19 protein-coding genes and 1 pseudogene are annotated in these 16908 nt (G+C 65.8%); 6 read left to right on the top strand and 14 right to left on the bottom strand.

Annotated features, from left to right (window positions below; all coding sequences use genetic code 11):
• Window positions 1-65 precede the first annotated feature (65 nt).
• From M3I54_RS24440 to M3I54_RS24500, 13 genes and pseudogenes are all read right to left on the bottom strand, one after another.
• The gene (locus tag M3I54_RS24440) at window positions 66-932 is read right to left on the bottom strand and encodes a F0F1 ATP synthase subunit gamma (protein WP_254340672.1); all 867 of its coding nucleotides are present in this window, start codon (window positions 930-932) and stop codon (window positions 66-68) included.
• Window positions 929-2479 (bottom strand): F0F1 ATP synthase subunit alpha, encoded by a 1551-nt coding sequence (locus tag M3I54_RS24445; RefSeq protein WP_302059114.1) that lies wholly within the window; start codon window positions 2477-2479, stop codon window positions 929-931. Before M3I54_RS24445 ends, M3I54_RS24440 begins: the two co-directional genes overlap by 4 nt.
• Window positions 2460-3209, bottom strand: coding sequence for a F0F1 ATP synthase subunit B (locus M3I54_RS24450; RefSeq protein ID WP_254340675.1), 750 nt, complete (start codon window positions 3207-3209; stop codon window positions 2460-2462). The genes M3I54_RS24445 and M3I54_RS24450 overlap by 20 nt, the downstream gene beginning before the upstream one ends.
• Before the next feature lie 12 nt (window positions 3210-3221).
• Window positions 3222-3467, bottom strand: a complete 246-nt coding sequence (locus tag M3I54_RS24455) for a F0F1 ATP synthase subunit C (protein WP_017774099.1) — start codon at window positions 3465-3467, stop codon at window positions 3222-3224.
• Window positions 3464-4162, bottom strand: coding sequence for a F0F1 ATP synthase subunit A (locus M3I54_RS24460; protein WP_254340677.1), 699 nt, complete (start codon window positions 4160-4162; stop codon window positions 3464-3466). The genes M3I54_RS24455 and M3I54_RS24460 overlap by 4 nt, the downstream gene beginning before the upstream one ends.
• Window positions 4159-4440 (bottom strand): ATP synthase subunit I, encoded by a 282-nt coding sequence (locus M3I54_RS24465; protein WP_254340679.1) that lies wholly within the window; start codon window positions 4438-4440, stop codon window positions 4159-4161. The genes M3I54_RS24460 and M3I54_RS24465 overlap by 4 nt, the downstream gene beginning before the upstream one ends.
• Complete coding sequence (locus M3I54_RS24470; protein ID WP_375542200.1) at window positions 4427-4732, bottom strand: AtpZ/AtpI family protein; 306 nt, start codon at window positions 4730-4732, stop codon at window positions 4427-4429. The genes M3I54_RS24465 and M3I54_RS24470 overlap by 14 nt, the downstream gene beginning before the upstream one ends.
• Window positions 4729-5187, bottom strand: a complete 459-nt coding sequence (locus tag M3I54_RS24475) for a F0F1 ATP synthase subunit epsilon (protein ID WP_254340683.1) — start codon at window positions 5185-5187, stop codon at window positions 4729-4731. The genes M3I54_RS24470 and M3I54_RS24475 overlap by 4 nt, the downstream gene beginning before the upstream one ends.
• 10 nt (window positions 5188-5197) lie before the next feature.
• Entirely contained in the window at window positions 5198-6682 is a 1485-nt protein-coding gene (atpD, locus tag M3I54_RS24480) for a F0F1 ATP synthase subunit beta (protein ID WP_254340684.1), read from the bottom strand.
• The gene (locus M3I54_RS24485; RefSeq protein ID WP_254340686.1) at window positions 6682-7332 is read right to left on the bottom strand and encodes a BON domain-containing protein; all 651 of its coding nucleotides are present in this window, start codon (window positions 7330-7332) and stop codon (window positions 6682-6684) included. Before M3I54_RS24485 ends, atpD begins: the two co-directional genes overlap by 1 nt.
• A gap of 45 nt (window positions 7333-7377) precedes the next feature.
• Window positions 7378-7872, bottom strand: a complete 495-nt coding sequence (locus M3I54_RS24490) for a hypothetical protein (protein WP_254340688.1) — start codon at window positions 7870-7872, stop codon at window positions 7378-7380.
• A 167-nt stretch (window positions 7873-8039) separates the two neighbouring features.
• Window positions 8040-10467, bottom strand: a pseudogene (gene ppsA, locus M3I54_RS24495) (phosphoenolpyruvate synthase).
• A gap of 68 nt (window positions 10468-10535) precedes the next feature.
• Window positions 10536-10988, bottom strand: a complete 453-nt coding sequence (locus tag M3I54_RS24500; RefSeq protein ID WP_254340690.1) for a universal stress protein — start codon at window positions 10986-10988, stop codon at window positions 10536-10538.
• Between the two features lie 127 nt (window positions 10989-11115).
• On the opposite strand from M3I54_RS24500, the gene M3I54_RS24505 reads away from it, so the two are divergent.
• Both M3I54_RS24505 and M3I54_RS24510 read left to right on the top strand, forming a co-directional pair.
• The gene (locus M3I54_RS24505) at window positions 11116-11691 is read left to right on the top strand and encodes a carboxypeptidase regulatory-like domain-containing protein (RefSeq protein WP_254340692.1); all 576 of its coding nucleotides are present in this window, start codon (window positions 11116-11118) and stop codon (window positions 11689-11691) included.
• Window positions 11692-11800: 109 nt separating this feature from the next.
• Complete coding sequence (locus M3I54_RS24510) at window positions 11801-11968, top strand: hypothetical protein (RefSeq protein WP_254340693.1); 168 nt, start codon at window positions 11801-11803, stop codon at window positions 11966-11968.
• A 110-nt stretch (window positions 11969-12078) separates the two neighbouring features.
• On the opposite strand, the gene M3I54_RS24515 is transcribed toward M3I54_RS24510, so the two are convergent.
• Window positions 12079-12729, bottom strand: a complete 651-nt coding sequence (locus M3I54_RS24515) for a BON domain-containing protein (protein ID WP_254340737.1) — start codon at window positions 12727-12729, stop codon at window positions 12079-12081.
• A 336-nt stretch (window positions 12730-13065) separates the two neighbouring features.
• Between M3I54_RS24515 and M3I54_RS24520 the strand changes: the two genes are divergently transcribed.
• The 4 genes from M3I54_RS24520 (at window position 13066) to M3I54_RS24535 (ending at window position 16603) form a co-directional block, all read left to right on the top strand.
• Window positions 13066-13572 carry a lecithin retinol acyltransferase family protein gene (locus M3I54_RS24520; protein WP_254340695.1) on the top strand — a complete coding sequence of 169 codons (507 nt, stop codon included), beginning with the start codon at window positions 13066-13068 and terminating at the stop codon, window positions 13570-13572.
• A 230-nt stretch (window positions 13573-13802) separates the two neighbouring features.
• Complete coding sequence (locus M3I54_RS24525; protein ID WP_254340698.1) at window positions 13803-14927, top strand: lysylphosphatidylglycerol synthase transmembrane domain-containing protein; 1125 nt, start codon at window positions 13803-13805, stop codon at window positions 14925-14927.
• Window positions 14928-15026: 99 nt separating this feature from the next.
• Window positions 15027-16058, top strand: a complete 1032-nt coding sequence (locus M3I54_RS24530; RefSeq protein ID WP_254340700.1) for an NAD(P)/FAD-dependent oxidoreductase — start codon at window positions 15027-15029, stop codon at window positions 16056-16058.
• Complete coding sequence (locus tag M3I54_RS24535) at window positions 16022-16603, top strand: hemerythrin domain-containing protein (RefSeq protein WP_254340702.1); 582 nt, start codon at window positions 16022-16024, stop codon at window positions 16601-16603. The genes M3I54_RS24530 and M3I54_RS24535 overlap by 37 nt, the downstream gene beginning before the upstream one ends.
• The last annotated feature ends 305 nt before the right edge of the window (window positions 16604-16908 follow it).

Here is a 16908-nt window from a genome sequence, read left to right on the forward strand (position 1 = left end):
GAGCGTTCTGCCCGGTTGCGCCGATTCAAGCATCGCTCGGCGCGACACAGCGCGGCTGATATCGATCAATCCATTGCGCGCCGCGCCGCTGCGCGTGCCGTGGTCAGCTCGACGATTTCCGCGGTGACCTCGTCCTGGCGCATCGCACGATACTGTTGCGAAAGGCTGGACAGCCGCTCTTGCACGTTCGTGCGCGCGGCAAGCATCGCGCGTACGCGCGCCTCGTTCTCGGCGGCGAACGCGAGCATCAGCGCTTCGCACAGTTCCAGCGACACATAAAGCTCGACGAGCCGCGCCAGAAGCCGCGCGGGCGGCATGTTGACAAGCGGCGGCAGCGCGCGCGGCGTCACGTGAAAGCGCGCGAAATCGAACGGAATGAGCGTGCGCTGCGCGACGCGCAGCCGCGACTCGCCTGGCAACGCGTGCGTGACCATGACGCGTGTCGCGCGTTCGCCATCGGCAAGCCGCGCACAGAGCGCATCGGACACGCGGGCGGCGAGATGGGGAACGGCTGCCGGATGCGCGGCCATCGGGGCGGACCAGCCTTCTGCGAGGCCACGCTCCGCGCATGCGCTCACGAGCCGTGTGCCGACCAGCAGCCATTGACTGTCGCGCTCGCCAGGGCGGTGCATCGCCGCATCCGCGATCCGGTCGTTCAGGCCGCCAACAAAGCCCTGCTCCGCGCCGATGACGATGCACACCTCGGCGCCGTCGTCCTCTTTCATAGTCTTTGTCGACGCGCTCGAAGGGTCGAATGCAAGGACGTCGCCAATCGCGGTCCCGGCCGCTGCCGCGCAAGCGCGGATTCCCGCGAGCCTTGCGTGCGCGTCGCGCGAGCGCGCCGCGGCAATCCCACGCATGGCGCCGACCACGGCTTCGAGCTGATGGGTCGCGCCGATGCGCGCTTCGATCTCGCCGAGCTTGCCGCTCATGCCGCCCCCTCGCCGGGCGCGACACCGCCCGCACCGGCGCCGCCGCACACCATGCCCGCGATATATTCGCGCACCCGTTCGCGCACCGCGGCAACACTCGGAGACGGTTCGCGTTCCGATTCATCACCTGTCGCGTGCGGGCCGCTTTGCGCAAGACGCGCGCGGATCTGTGCGACGGCACTAACGGGCAGCGCATCGAATTCGCCGTCGGCGAGTGCGCCGAGCAGCGCGACCTGGCCAACGGTGGCAAGCGGGCTGAAGCGCGGCTGCGCGAGCAACGCGCGTATCCGCCCACCACGCGCGATCTGCGCACTCACGCGCGCATCCGTGAGGCCGCCGAAGCGCGCGAACATCTCCAGCTCGAGGAACTGCGCGTAGTCGATCCTCAGCCGACCCGCCACCTGCCGTAGCGCGTGTACTTGCGCCTTGCCGCCCACGCGGCTCACGCTCAACCCCACGTTGACGGCCGGCCGCTGGTTCGATGCGAACAGCGCCGCGTCCATCACGAGCTGGCCGTCAGTGATCGAAATCAGGTTGGTCGGAATGTAGGCGGAGAGATTGCCCGCATCGGTCTCGGCAATCGGCAGCGCGGTGAGCGAGCCTCCGCCCAGTTCCGGGCTCAGCCGCGCTGCACGCTCCAGCAGCCGTGCGTGCAGGTAGAAGATGTCGCCGGGGTACGCCTCGCGGCCGGGCGGCTCGCCGGTGAGCAGCGCCAGCTCGCGGTGGGTGGCCGCGTGCTTCGAAAGATCGTCGATCACGACAAGCGCGTGCTGGCCGCGGTCGCGGAAATACTCGGCGACCGAGAAGCCCGCGAACGGCGCGATCCATTGCATGCCGGGTGAAGCCGACGAAGGCGCCACCACGAACACACACCGCTGCGGCGCACCGCGCATACGCACGGCTTCCATCACCCGCTGCACCGCCGTGGCACGCTGGCCCACGGCGACGTACACGCAGATCACATCGCTCGCGCGCTGGTTGACGATCGCGTCGACGGCGAGCGAGGTCTTGCCCGTCGCCCGGTCGCCGATGATGAGTTCGCGCTGGCCGCGCCCGATCGCGAACAGCGCGTCGACGATCAGCACGCCGGTTTCGAGCGGCTCGCTCACGGCATCCCGCTCGATGATGGCGGGCGCGGTGCGCTCCACCGGCAGCCATGCCTCGGCGGCGAGCGGCTCGCCGCCGTCGAGCGGCCGCCCAAGCGGATCGATCACACGGCCAAGCAGCGCCTCGCCCACGGGCACCTGAAGCACGGCGCCGGTGCGCTCCACGCGCTCGCCGGCCTCCACGCCCGCCGCGCCGTCGAGCAGCACCACGTTCGCAAGATCGGCGTCGAGCGTGCGCACGTAGCCGGTCGCACCGCTCGCGAAGCGCACCGTTTCGTCGAGCGCGACATCGGCGAGCCCCGAGACGCGGGCAACGCCGTCGGCCACGCTCGCCACGCTCCCGTTGGTCTGTGCCTCGGCCGCGAAGCGCACACTAGCGAGCGCGTCTTGTGCTCGCGAAAGCCAGTTCTGCGTTCCGGACTCAGCCGCGCACACGGCCATGCTCCAGCAGCGTCTCGCGAATGGCGTCGAGATCGTGACGCAGATGGTTGCGCACCTCCGCGTGCGCGCCCGTGAGTTCGAGCCCGGCGATCAGCGTGGGGTCGGTGCGCACGCGCACCGAGACGTTACGCCCGAGCGCCGCGCCGAACGCCGCCTCGCAGGCTTGCCGTTCGGCGGCGCTTAGCGCGCGCGGCGCGGCAACTTCAAGCGGCTCGCCTTGCGTGCCGAATTCGGCGCACGTCTCGGGCGGCAGCTTCGCCAAGGCCTCCGCCGTAGCGCGGATGAATCCCTGCACACGCGCCTCCGCAGGCATGCGGTCGAGAAGACGCCCGGCGATCTCCACGGCGAGCCGCACTGCGTCGCCCTCGATGTCGCGTGCCTGCGCGGCGCGCTCGCGGGTGATCTCGCTTTCGGCTTGCGCGCGTAGTTGCGCCGCTTCGGCGCGTGCATGAGCGAGCAGTGTGGCCTTGTGCGCTTCGGCGTCCGCCTCGGCGGCCCGCAGCGCCGCGTCGCGCGAGGCGGCGAGCCGCGTGGTCTCGTCGCGCGCAGCGTCCTGCTCGGCCTGTGCCGCGCGTCGGCTCGACTGTGCGTCCTCAAGCAGCGCCTGCGCCGCCTTCTGGCGCGCCGCGACGATATCCGCCACCGGCCGGAACAGGAAGCGCGCGAGCAGCCAGACCAGCACAAGGGCATTGACTGTCTGCAGCGCGAGCGTCGACCAGTCGATATGCATGGCGCTGCCTCGTTACTTGACGAACGGATTGGCGAACAGCAGCAACAGCGCGATCACGAGGCAGTAAATCGCCATCGTTTCGATCATCGCGAGGCCGACGAACAGCGTGCGCGAGACAGTGCCCGCGGAATCGGGCTGGCGCGCAATGGCGTCCATTGCGGCGGCGACGGCCCGGCCTTCGGCGAGCGCGGGACCGATCGCGCCGAACGACACTGCAAGCGCGGCCGCCGCGATGCTGACGATTTCGATGAGATTCATGTCTTTTCCTGTGCGCGATGGCCAGCGCCCGAGCGCTCGCCGGCCGCCGCGGCGCCGACGAACACCATCGCCAGCACCGCGAAGATATAGGCCTGCACGGCGCCGGTGAGGAGATCGAGCGCCATGAGCGGAATGGGCACGAGCAGCCCCGCGAGCGAGAGCACGATGCCGACCACGAACACGCCGCTCATCACATTGCCGAAGAGGCGCACGACGAGCGAAAAGGTGCGCGTGAGCTGCTCGACGACGTTCAGCGGAATCATGACCCAGGTCGGTTCGGCGAAGGTCGCGAGGTAGCCGCGCAGCCCGCGCGTACGCAGGCCGTGAAAGACGGTTGCTGCTAGCACGATCAGCGCGAGCGCCGCGTCGGTTTCGATATGCGCGGTCGGCGGTTCGACGCCCGGCAACAGGGACGACCAGTTTGCCGCCAGCACAAACACGAAGAGCGTGCCGATCAGGGCGCGGTACGGAGCGGGGTCGCCTTCGATGGTGTCGCGAATCTGGCTGTCGAGCGTCGTGACGAGCAGTTCCAGCACGGTCTGCGTCTTCGAAGGTGTGAGCGTGAGCCGCCGCGTAAGCAGCACCGCAGCGGCGGCCAGGCAGGCCATGATGACCCACGTGACCACGACCGGCGCCGTGATCGAGAGCGCTCCGAAGTGCCAGAGCGGCGTGGTAGCGAGCGGCGAGGCTTTCATCGCGTCTGCACCGCCAGGCGCAGCACGGCATGGCGCGCAAGCAGCAGCCCGGCCATACCCGTGAACAGCGCCGGAATGCCCGCGCGCGCGAGTGCGAACAGGAGCAACGCGGTCAGCACGCAGCGCACGGCCTGCGCGCCGAGCGCGACACCGATTCTGCCCGCCGCAAAATACCGCGCATTCCAGCTCAGCGCGGCGAAGTGCGCTGCCCCGGCCACGATGCCAGCGGCAAGACTCGCCGCGCATGCCAAGATCGTCGAGTGATCAGTCATCCTCATGACCCCGTTCCTGTCGATGCATCCACTTCCACGCGAACCAGAGGCCCGCTGCCGCCCCGAGCATGAGCATCGGCGCCGAGAAGAACACGCGCGTGCCGAACAGCCGGTCGAGCATGTGACCGATCGCGAGCCCAGCCAGCGTGGGCAGCACGATGGTCCAGCCAAGAATGCCGATCTGCCCGAGCCGGCTGCCGAGCGACGGCTCAGGTTGCGCACGGCCACGCGCTTCGCGCCCGGCGGCATCGCTCGCGGCGCGCGCCATGCGGTTGGACTCCGGTGACGGATCGCTCATCGCCCGCGCTCCTGCGCCGCCGCAATCTCCTGCCCATCCGGCACGACTGGGCCGCGCAGATAGCGCAGCATCTGCCGCACGGCCTGCGCATGCAGGCGCACGGTCTCTACGCGCACGCACCGCTCGGCGTCGAGCTGCGCCGCGCGCACGCGGGCGACTTCGCGCTCAAGGCGCTCGAGCGAATCGCCGACGATCGCCTCGCGGCACGCAACGGCCACGGTGCGCCCGCCGGATACCGTCATGAGGCCGCCGTCGACGGCGCAGTAGCGTCGCGTCCCGTCCGGCGCGAACCAGCGCACGACCGAAGGCGCAAGCATCGTGATGAAGTCCGCGTGTCCGGGCCGAATGCCGAACGAGCCACTCTCGTCCTCGGCTCGCAACGAGCCGGTGGCCTGATGATTCACCACCACGTCGAGGGGCGTGGCGATCGTTAGGTCGAGCAGCGCTGCGTCCATGCTGGCTCCCCTATGCGAGTGCGGCCGGTCTGGCCGCTGTTGCCAAGGCGCGCTCTCTCGCGCGCGCTTCGTCGAGCGTGCCGACCATGAAGAGCGAGCGCTCCTGCCAGTCGTCGCACTCGCCGGCAAGTATCGCCTTGCAGCCTGCCAGCGTCTCCGCGATCGAGACCGAGCGGCCCGGCTGTCCCGAGAACGCCTCCGTCACCGCGAACGGCTGCGTAAGAAAGCGCTGCAGTCGGCGCGCTCGCTGCACGAGCAGCTGGTCTTCGGCGCCCAGTTCCTCGACGCCGAGCAGCGCGATTACGTCCTGCAGTTCACGATGGTGCTCGATGAGGCGGCGCACTTCGATCGCGACCGCCGCGTGCTCCGCGCCCACCACGAGCGGATCGAGCAGCACCGACGACGAAGCGATCGGATCGATGGCCGGATACATGCCCTCTGCGGCCATGGCGCGAGAGAGCACGACCATGCTGTCCACGTGCGCCGCGATGGTCGTCACGGCGGGATCGGTGAAATCGTCTGCGGGCACATAGACCGCTTCGACGGCCGTCACCGCCGCATCGCCCACCGAGACGATGCGTTCCTGCAACGCGGCCACTTCGCTCGCGAGCGTCGGCTGATAGCCGACCCGCGAAGGCATGCGGCCAAGCGATGCCGACACCTCCGCGCCCGCCTGCACGAAGCGAAACACGTTATCGATCATCAGCAGCACGTTCTGGCGCTTCTCGTCGCGGAAGTGCTCGGCGATGGTGAGCGCCGTGAGCGGCACGCGCCAGCGCGCGCCCGGCGGCTCGTTCATCTGGCCATACACGAGCACCGTGCGTGCGAGGACGTCAGAATTTCGCATGTCCGAGAGCATTTCGTGGCCCTCGCGCGAACGTTCGCCCACCCCGGCGAACACCGAGATGCCCTGGTAGCGCTCGGCCATTGCGCGTATCAGCTCCATCAAAAGCACGGTCTTGCCGACGCCCGCGCCACCGAACATCGCAGCCTTGCCGCCCTGCGCAAGCGGCGCGAGCAGATCGATCACCTTGACGCCGGTGGTGAAGATCTCGGCGGAGCCGCGCAGCACCGCAAGCGGCGGGGCCGCGCGATGAATGGGGCGGCGCGGCACGCCGGCGTCGAGCGGTCCTCCGCCGTCATGCGCCGTGCCGCTCACGTCGAGCAAACGGCCGAGCACCGCGTCGCCCACGGGAACCTCGAGCGGGCCGCCCAAGGCCTCGACACGCGCGCCGCGTCGCAACCCCGCCGTGGACTGCAAGGCGAGCGCGCGCAGCACCGTGGCGCCGAGATGCGCCTCGACTTCCGCAATGAGGCGAGTGCCGTCATCGCGAATGATCGACAGCGCATCTTCCACCGGCGGCAGCGGCCCGGCCTCGAACACGACGTCCAGCACCGCGCCGCGCAACGCGCTCACGCGCCCGATGGTGCGCCGTGCAGAAGCTGGAGTGTCATTCGAGGCGTGATTGTTGGGCACGTCGCTTCTCCGCGGCATCACGCCAGCACGAGTTCGTCGATGACCGCGCTCACACCAGGCTGCGCCCACGCCGCACCGCGCGCCACTGCACGTTCGGCTTCCGAGGCGACCGTTCCCTTCAGCTTCACCACGCTCTCGCTCATCTCGACATGGATGCGTGTGGCCTCGTCCTCGGCGTAGTGCAGCAGCGCCCTGCCGATACGCTCGCTGATCTTGCGGGGATCCATGCGCCGGTGTGCCTCCACACGGCTCGTGATCCCCGTCACGCCACGCAAGCGCACGAGCGAGCGGATCGCAAGCTCACGCTGCCATTCCCATTCGACAGCCCCGCGCAAGAAGATATGTCCGTTCGCCACCTCGACTTCCACGCCCCGTTGAGGCACGCCCACCGTCCAGTGCAGGACGGCGCGCGCCATCTCCGCGATTGCTTCGTCATTGGGCGCGTCGGTGACCGGCACTTCAACCCGCGCGCGCATGACGACTGCCCGCACGCCGCTCACGCGCTGTGCAACGCGTTCAGCGGCGTGCGTCTGGGCAAGCGACGGCACCGATCCCGCAAGGGTCACTACCCCGTTTGCCACTTCGGCACAGATGCGCGATGCGTCCAGCGCAGCGTCGAACGCCAGTTCGTCCAGCACGTCCTGCTTCAGTTGCGTATCGGTTTTCATGGTGCGCTCGCGCGGGCGTCGTATATCGGATCGGGTTCCCGACGATCAGGCACTCGCCGAGGCGGAACGGCTTTCAGGCTTCACGGGGATCGCCGCGCCGTCCGGGCGCACGCCGACGAACTGGCCGAGATACGTCATCCAGTCGGCCGAGGGCGGCAACGCGCCTGCCGGGTGCGAAGCCTGCGCCTGCACACGCACGCAAGCCTTTTCGAAATCGGACGCCGCCTCTCGAAGCAAGGCCCCCAATGCCGCCTGGCTGCGCGCAGCCAGATCCTGACTTTGTTCGCACAGCGCCGTGCTAGCCGCGAAGTACTCGCGCATCAAGGTTTGCCATGTCTGCACGAACGCCCCCGACTCGTACGTGCGTGCATCCAGAACGGCCTCGCAGGCACGTTGCGCGGCTGCCCGGTCGCGTTCGACGCACTGCGCCTGCAACCTCAGCGCGGCCTGGAGTTCCTCCAGACCAAGCTGCGCCATGCGCGTGCCAAAGCTCATCATGGACACTGGCGCAAGTTGCGCGTTCTGAGGGGTGTCTCTCATGTCACTCTCCTGGTTGATTAAGCGCCATTGCCGGATCTGCCACGCGCGGCTTCGCATGGCAGGTCGGATTCCTCGTCCAATCTAGCGGGAGCACTTCGCTCGCAATTGACCTGCATCAGAAGTTTTTGGGGCTCGCGTTGGCGGCGGTACGATTCACAGACCGCCGATTACATCGGCAAACGCTCCGCCAGCGTCACGGGCATGCCGGCATCGGCATCGAGCGACGGCTCGCTGTCCGCGACGCGCCGTTTGACCGCGACAAAACTGTCGGGACTCACCGAGATCGAGTCGATGCCGCACTCCACGAGAAACGCTGCAAACTCCGGGTGATGTGCGGGCGCCTCGCCGCATAAGCCGACCTTGGCCCCGACGTGATGCGACTCGGCGATCACCCTGCGCACCATCCACTTGACCGCTTCGCTTTGCTCGTCGAAGAGCCCGGAGAGTTGCGCCGAGTCGCGGTCCACGCCTAGCGAGAGCTGAGTAAGATCGTCGCTGCCGATCGAAGCGTTGCGCGAACTGACGCGCGAGCACGACATTGGACGGAATCTCGCACATCACATAGATCTCCAGATCGTTGCCTCCGCGCTCAAGTCCGTTTTCCTTCATGACCGCCAGCACGCGGTCGGCTTCCTCTGGCGTGCGGCAGAACGGAATCATCACGACGACGTTGGTGAACCCCATCGCCTCTCGCAGGCGTCGGATCGCGCGACATTCGAGCGCGAAGCCTTCGCGGTAGAGCGGCGAGTAATAGCGCGAGGCGCCGCGAAAGCCGGGCATCGGGTTGGCTTCCTTCGGCTCGAACTGTGCGCCGCCTACCAGGTTCGCGTATTCGTTTGTCTTGAAGTCGCTCATGCGTACGATCACGGGACGCGGATACTGCGCGGCCGCGATGCGCCCTAGCGCACGGGCGAGATGCTCGACGAAATACTCCGTGCGGTCTTCATAACCGTCGGTCAGATCGCGGATGGTGCGCTTCGCCTGTTCGTCCTTCAGCTTGTCGAAGTGGACGAGCGCCATGGGATGAACGCGGATCTGGTTGCTGACCACAAACTCCATCCTGGCGAGCCCCACGCCGTCGGCCGGGATGCGCCACCAGCGAAACGCCGCCGCCGGATTCGCGAGATTGAGCATGATGTCCGTGCGCGTAGGCGGCAGATTCGAGAATTCGATCTCCCGGGCGTGAAACTCGGCAATGCCCTCGTACACCATGCCCTCCTCGCCCTGCGCGCAACTCACCGTGACCTCCTGGCGGTTGCGCAGCACGCGCGTGGCGTTGCCGGTGCCGACGATCGCCGGCAGGCCAAGCTCGCGGCTCACGATCGCAGCGTGCGAGGTGCGGCCGCCGTGATCGGTAACGATCGCCGAAGCGCGCCGCATGATCGGCACCCAGTCCGGGTCAGCGGTCTGCGCGACCAGCACGGCGCCGTCCACGAAGCGCGCCATGTCGCGGGGCTGCTCGATCACGCAAACTTGTCCAGCGCCGCTCGCCTCCCCGACACTCACGCCCGAGAGCAGCTTCGGGCCAGTCTTGCCGATGTGCCAGGTCTTGAGCGCGCCAGCGTCGCGTCGCGACTGCACAGTCTCCGGGCGCGCCTGCACGATGAAGATTTCGCCCGTAGTGCCGTCCTTCGCCCACTCCATGTCCATCGGGCAACCATAGTGCGCTTCGATCAGGCATGCCCAGCGCGACAGATGCAGGATCTCGTCATCGCGCAGCACCCAGGCCGTGCGTTCCGCGCGCGCGGTACGTACGTTCTTTGTCGGCTGTGCCCGGCTGCGCGTGCAGACCATCTTGACGGCCTTCGCGCCGCGCGTCTTGCTGACGACAGGCGTGAGCGATGGGTCGTCCAGCAACGGCTTGAACACCTCGTACTCGTCGGGGTCGACCGCGCCCTGCACCACGTTTTCGCCCACCCCCCAGGCCGCCGCATCGATCAGCACGACGCGGTCGAAGCCCGTTTCGGTGTCAATCGAAAACATGACGCGCGCGCCGCCCAGATCGGCGCGCACCATCTGCTGCACGCCCACCGACACCGCAACCTCGAGCGCGTCAAATCCCTTTGCCTGGCGATAGCTGATCGCCCGGTCGGTATAGAGCGACGCGTAGCAGCGCTGGCACGCGCCGAGCACCGCCTCGCCGCCGGAGATGTTCAGGAACGTTTCGAACTGCCCCGCAAAGCTCGCCTCGGGCAGGTCTTCGGCCGTTGCGCTCGAGCGCACGGCAACGCTCAGCGTCTCGTTGCCGGTCCGCTGACACAAGTCCGCGTACGCGGTCCGGATGCCATCGGCGATGGAGGGCGGCCATTCGCCACGCGGGATCGCCGAACGGATCAATGCACCCGTTCGCGCGAGCGTGCTGCGTTGGGCCGCGAGATCGTCAAGCGCAGCGGTGATCACTTCGTCGAGACGGTTCGCTTCGATGAAGTCGCGATACGCCTGCGCCGTGGTCGCGAAGCCTGGAGGTACCTTGACGCCGTGGGGCGTGAGGTTGGCGATCAACTCGCCGAGCGACGCGTTCTTGCCGCCCACACGCGCAAGATCGGCGCGTGTGACCTGCGCGAGCGAGACAACGGGAGCGGAAGCGCTTTCCATGGGTTGCTCCGCGTATTGAAGGGTAGACATCCGCACAGGGTGCGTGCGATGCAACGGGTCGCGGCGGCTCACGCCGCCTCGCCGCGCACGAGCAGCACCGGGCATTGTGCGTTGCGCACGAACTGCTCCGCCACGCTGCCCAGAAAGGCGCGCCTGACGCCGCGCCGCCCATGCGTGCCCAGCACCACGAGTTGCGCATCGAAGCGCGACGCGCACACTTGCAGACAGTCCGCAACGCTTTGCGTGACGCCACCCACTTCGAGCAGTTGCGTCTCGCAGTTCACGCCCGCCGCCTTCGCTTCGGAGCGTGCGGCTTCGAGCCGCGTCCTGGCCTCCTCGCGATACGACGCGAGCAGTTCCACCGGAACGTAGGTGAGCCCCATGCCGAACGGTGCCACGACGTCGATCACGTGCGCCACGCAGAGGCGGCCGCCCGTCAGCTGGGCCATGCGTAGCGCCTCGGCGAGCGCCAGCTTCGAGGTGTCGCTACCGTCGAATGCAGTCAAAATCTTTTCGTACATGCTCCGCCACCTGACCGCGGGCAACCCCGCGCCACATCGCCTTGCCTAACGCCTATCTTCGGATTGCATTGCGTCACACCCTTGATTTGCATCAAGAGACGAACACCCCACGAGGCGAAGGCATGGCTTGATTTGCATCAGAAGCGACGACGCGGGGCGCGGGATGCTGTCGCTGTGGCAAAAGTCGCCACTGCTTACGCGAGGACAGATCCATGAACTTGCTCACGGCCTTACACTGACCGTCGTCCTGGTTGCAACAACGAGTCTTGGCGCCAGCTTTTGCGAGGCGCAGACCGCCGCCGCTGGGACGGACACCGCCGCGACGCGAACCGTCCAGAACGGTGTCGCCTACATCACCGGCGGCGTGGGCAGTGACGAAGCCGCTGCGCTGCGCAGCGTCGCCGGCCAATACAGCCTGCGAATGACCTTCCTCACGCGTGGCGGCGAGTTCCTCTCTGACGTGGATGTCGAGATCGTCGGGCCTTCCGGCGCAGCGGTGCTCAATACGCGTACGCTCGGTACGTTCCTTTACGTTTCGCTGCCCGCCGGCAGATACCAGATCGCCGCGTACGCGGAAGGGACGAGACAGACCCGCGTGGTGCTCGTGAACGCGTGTCAAGGCACGAACGTCCAGTTCGATTTTCCCGCGCTTGTGCGTCGCGCCACTGCGCCGTGTTGCCGGCCTTTGCCCGTGACTCAATGAAGGCGCACAACATCAACCTGAGCTTGATTTCCCCTGATTCAGGTCAATAGAGGGAGTCGCCTTCAACTTAAGCTCGCTTCATCCTGGTTGCACCTTCGCGAGACCTCTCATGTACAAGCGACTGATGTTTCTCGCCATCCTCGCGCTGCCTGGATCGTTCTTCGTCCTCGCAGCCGTTGGCGTGCACCCGCGTGGCCGTGCACTTCTTGCACATGCCGCGGGATTCCCCTTGCTGCGCACGAAATACGCCCCTTCCCGCACCCGCGCGGTGCGTTGACCGCCGAACGCACCGCGCCGACCTCGCGCAAACTTCCTGCGCCTCGCAATCGTGCGTGCCGCAAGCAAGGCTTGCTCAACGGCACGCGTACGCTGCGGCAGCGAGCCGCGTCATTCCACAGTCAGATCGTCCACCACGGCGCGCACTCCGGGCGCTGCCCATGCCGCGCCTCGCGCCACAGAGCGTTCGGCGAACGAGTGAACCTTTCCGGACAACCGGACCGTGCCTTCGTGCACGGTAACCTGAATATGCTGCGCCTCACGGTCAGCATGCCGGCGCATGGCATCCAGGATGTCCCTGCTGATTTTTTCTGGCACAGCCTTGTTGCGAACTTCGATGTGATCCGTCACGTCCGCGACGCCGCGCAACTGGGCAATGGCGCGCACCGCTGTCTGACTCTGCCACGGCCAGTCCACCGCCCCCCTGAGCGTGACGTGACCGTGCTCCACCAGTACCTGCACGGCATCGGCACTCAGCCCGGCTGTCCAGCGCAAAACGGAACGCGCGCTGTGCGCGATGTCCTCGTCGGTGCGAACGTCCTCGCCCGGTAGACGCACACCCAGTTCGACCACAAGCGCGCGCACGCCGCCGACGCGGCGGACCGACTGTTCGGCTGCAATCTTCTCGCCAAGGCTCGAGAGATGCCCAGCGAGCGTCACGACTCCGTCCTTCACCTCGACCCCGATACACGAAGCGGTTACCGCGGGCTCCCACTCCAGTTCCGCTTCCACGTCATGCTTGAGCTGCAAATCGGTCTTCATCGTCGCCTCCATTGAATCTGGCCCAAAGTGGACCGTTCAAGCGAGCGTTGCATGAAGCTCAGTCCCGCGACTGATCTGCATCAAATGGCAGATCGCGCCCCTTCAGATCGTCACGGGATCAGTATTTCACCCGGTCTCGTGTCAGCCATTTCTGACACGCCGTGCACACATCACACATCAATCTCAGCCGGGGCTGATTGTTGCCGATCTAGCCAAAACCAATACTTGAGGCGTGGCGAAAACGAAAATGTTCGGTGATCACGCAGCGGGCAAAGCCAACATCAGGGACGCTGTCCCGGTAGTGCCAGGCGCCACCGCAATGCCCGGGAGCAAGTCATGAACCAACACGAGGCACCCCGCTTTCCTGACGTCGTGTCGGCGCACGGTCTCTCAGTCGGCGCCCACCTGGCCACGAGGCGCCCTGGTTATATGCATCACGGGATCTACATCGGCAGTGGCCGCGTCATTCACTACGCCGGCCTTTCACGCTGTCTTGGCCGTGGCCCGATCGAGGTCATATCCATCGATCATTTTGCGGCGGTATTCGGCTTCATGGTCGTAGCACACCCTCACTCGCAATACACCGGTGCCGAGATCGCTCGACGCGCTGCATCGCGACTTGGTGAGCAAGACTACAGGTTGCTCACCAACAATTGCGAACATCTCTGTTTGTGGTACGTATTCGGCCAAGGCAAAAGCGACCAGGTCGATGCCTGCATCCGCAATCCTGTTCGCGCCGTGCGAGTCCTGTTCACCCTGTTGTGCTGCGCATTGATCCGTGACTGCATGTTCGCGTCTTTTGTCAGAGCAAATGAAGTTCCTGTCTGCACGCTGAACGGTTGATCCGGCCGGCCGAAACCATCTCGAGCGCAACTCGCGCACGCCACCTGTCGTACAGGACGTGGCAGCGTCCGACAGATTGATGTGCATCAAGCCCGAGAGGCGGTGCTCGCCGAAAATCCCTCTGTTGACGCGCGATCGCTACGCATTGCGCCGGCGCCCATTCCTTGAGACAGGCTCCGATGAATGCTGGCCCTTCCCCCCCACACCGTCGCCCGGATGGCGAGTCTTCCATGGCGCAAGCCGGCGCGCCCCTCTCGAAACGTGTAGCACACAGTGTCACAACGATGCTTGTCGCGGACGCGAGGAGGCGTGCCCAGGCCGCCTGGGCAGCCGGCCTCCTCTGTCCGCTCGCGCTCGTGCTCGTGGTCGTCCACGCGAGTTCGCTCGAGCGCAGTCTCGCACTCGCGTGTGCGGCGCGCCCAGGCTGGCTGCTGATCGCGCTCGCAGCCCAGATCGCAACCTACGTGAGTGCCGCGCTAGTCTGGCGTCAACCGCTTCAGGATTCGGGGTATGTCTTGCCCCTGCGCGTGCTCATACGCCTTGGCATCGTCAAGGTGTTTACCGACCAGGCTCTGCCGAGCGCGGGCGTCGGAGGAAGCCTGATGGCGATTCGCGGGCTGCTCCGCAACGGCGTCCCGCGCTCGATCGCATTAACGGCACTGTTGTCGAGCCTCCTCTCTCGCGACATAGCCCTTTTGCTCGTCGTACTCGCCAGCGCCGCGATCCTGTGGTTACGTCACGCCGCGGGCGCCGCACTCTTCATCGGCGTCGCGATATTCCTGCTGATGCTCCTGCTCCTGCTCGTGCCCGCATTTCTCATCGCACTGCACCAGTGGAACCGCGATCCGCATGTCGCTGTGCTCGGCAAATGGCTGCATCTGTCACGCCTGATCGAATCATTCAATGACGTTCCGCTCGCTCTGCTGCTAAACCGACGCCTGCTCGTACGCACGGTCTCCCTGCAGCTCGCGATTTTTCTTCTCGACGCGAGCACCCTGGGGGTGGCGCTTGGCGCGGTGGGCGCTCAGACACCGTTCGTCGTGGCGTTCGTGAGCTTTGCCGTCGCGTCAATGGCAGCAACCATCGGCCCGGTTCCAGTCGGCCTCGGCACGTTCGAGGCGCCTTCGGTCGGCAGAAGCTGCTCGGCGTGCCGATCGAAGCAGCACTCGCAGCAACGCTGCTACTGCGCGGTTTCACCTTCTGGCTGCCGATGTTGCCCGGCTTCTGGCTTGCTCGCTTCGAGCTTCGCGCGAGCCGGCGCAAGGCGGCGGCTGCTCCCGACGAACGGCAAGCCATTAGCGCGCGTGGCGTGCGCGTTCCTGCAGCGTCTTGCGCACACTTTGCCTGCGAATTGACATGAATCAAAAGCCACTGCCCTCCCCCGCCATAGCTTTTGCTTGAGCGGCTTGACGGCCGGAAAGGGACCTGACCGTCGGGTCACGACGGAGGTGAGCATGTCAACAGACCGGGATCACTTTGACGCGATCGTCATTGGGTCGGGAATCGGCGGGCTCGCGTGCGCAGTAGCCCTGGCTAGATGCGGCAGAGGCGTGCTGGTCCTGGAGCGGCAGCACGTCGGCGGCGGTCTAACACAGTCATTCGAACGCAACGGCTTCCGTTGCGATGTGGGTCTGCACTATCTGGGCGAGATGGGCACGCAAGGCGAGGCGCGCGGGATAATTGACTGGCTCTCTGGCAATGCCATTACATTCGCGTCGCTAAGCAATGCATACGACATTGTCCATTTCCCCGACGATTTCACAGTGCCGTTCACGCGTCCAAGGGCCGCGCTCGTACACGAACTGAAATCCCGATTTCCTGAGTCAGCGGCAGAAGTCGATGTGTTTTTTGACGCGCTCGACGAGGCGGTGCACGCGGGGAAGGCTCTCTTTACACGCAGAGCACTTTCGGGATTCCTCGGTGATGTCTACGGCCTCTGGCACAAGCGCGATATTCCCAAATGGTGGGGGCGGACGACCGCCGAGGTACTCGACAGTCTGATCAGTGATCCACGACTGCGTGCCGTCCTCCTTGCCCAACAGGGCAACCATGGAGGCGCGGAACCCGCCAATACGAGCTTCGGCATCCATGCAGTCGTAATGAACCACTATCTGAACGGTGGCTGGTATCCAGTTGGCGGCGCAAGAGTTTTCGCAGACACGCTCATTCCCGTGATCGAACAGGCCGGCGGCGCGGTCCAGCTCAACACGAGGGTGGCGACGCAGTGCGGTCGGCGCCGATCGGGAAAGCGCTGGCACCGAGTAAGGCGCGCAGCCTCGGCTTCCCCAGCGCACAAACCCACGCACCACCCACACATTGACAAAGATCAATGCAGCTTGCGACGCCGCGGGGATAGTAAATCAGTCACGGCCGACCACGAGGCGTCGCCCGAGACGCAACCTCAAGCTCGCCCCGACCCCGGCCGGCGGAGCCTGTCCCGGAGACTGACATGGAACTTGCCACGCGCCGCGGCGCGACACAGGTGATACTAAGCGAACACAGACGCCTTACTAGCATCGTCAGCGGTATGCTGCGCGTGGTCGACGGTATGGCGTCGAGTTCCGGCTCATATTGCACAATGCTCATGCGCGCGATGCTCTACTACATACACGAGTTCCCCGAGCAAGTTCATCATCCGAAGGAGGAGCAATACCTTTTCGCGCGGCTTCGTGAGCGTACTGACGAAATTGACGCTGTTATCGACGAACTCAGGCACCAGCACGAGGAAGGCAAACTGCGCATTCGCGCACTCGACCGCGCTCTCACACGGTATGAACTGGCGGGCGTGGTCATGCTGCCCGCGTTGCATGATAGCGTGTATGGTTATGCCGACTTCTACGCCAATCACCGGCACCTCGAAGAGTCAGTGATCCTGCCCGGCGCGCAACGCTATTTGACGGTTGCTGACTGGGCCGAGATCGATGAGGCGTTCGGCGCGAATCGCGATCCGTTCGAGAGTCTCGAGACCGAGGACAGCCTCGACGATCTTTATAGGTTGATTGTCCAGACGATGCCCGACGCACAAACCTGAACGCAGAATCGCCGATGTTCCAGCCAAATTTGATGCCGATCCTGACCATGTGCCGCATTCCCGCGAAGGCTTCGCCAACCATTTCCTCATCCGTCTACGGGCCATAGACTTCTGCGATATCGAAGAAGTCCATGCCCAGATCGACAGCCCTGCTGCTCACGCAAGTAAGGACAATAACGCGAGTGTAGTGAGTCGCGGTCATACGACAAGCGAGATATGGCTACACCCGAAACGACTTCGCTAGCTGTCGAGCTCTTCGCGCAATCTCAGCCGCGCAGCTTCGATTGATCGGTGAAGCTTCGCTT

Source organism: Paraburkholderia sp. CNPSo 3274 (genome assembly GCF_024206475.1).
Lineage (GTDB): Bacteria > Pseudomonadota > Gammaproteobacteria > Burkholderiales > Burkholderiaceae > Paraburkholderia.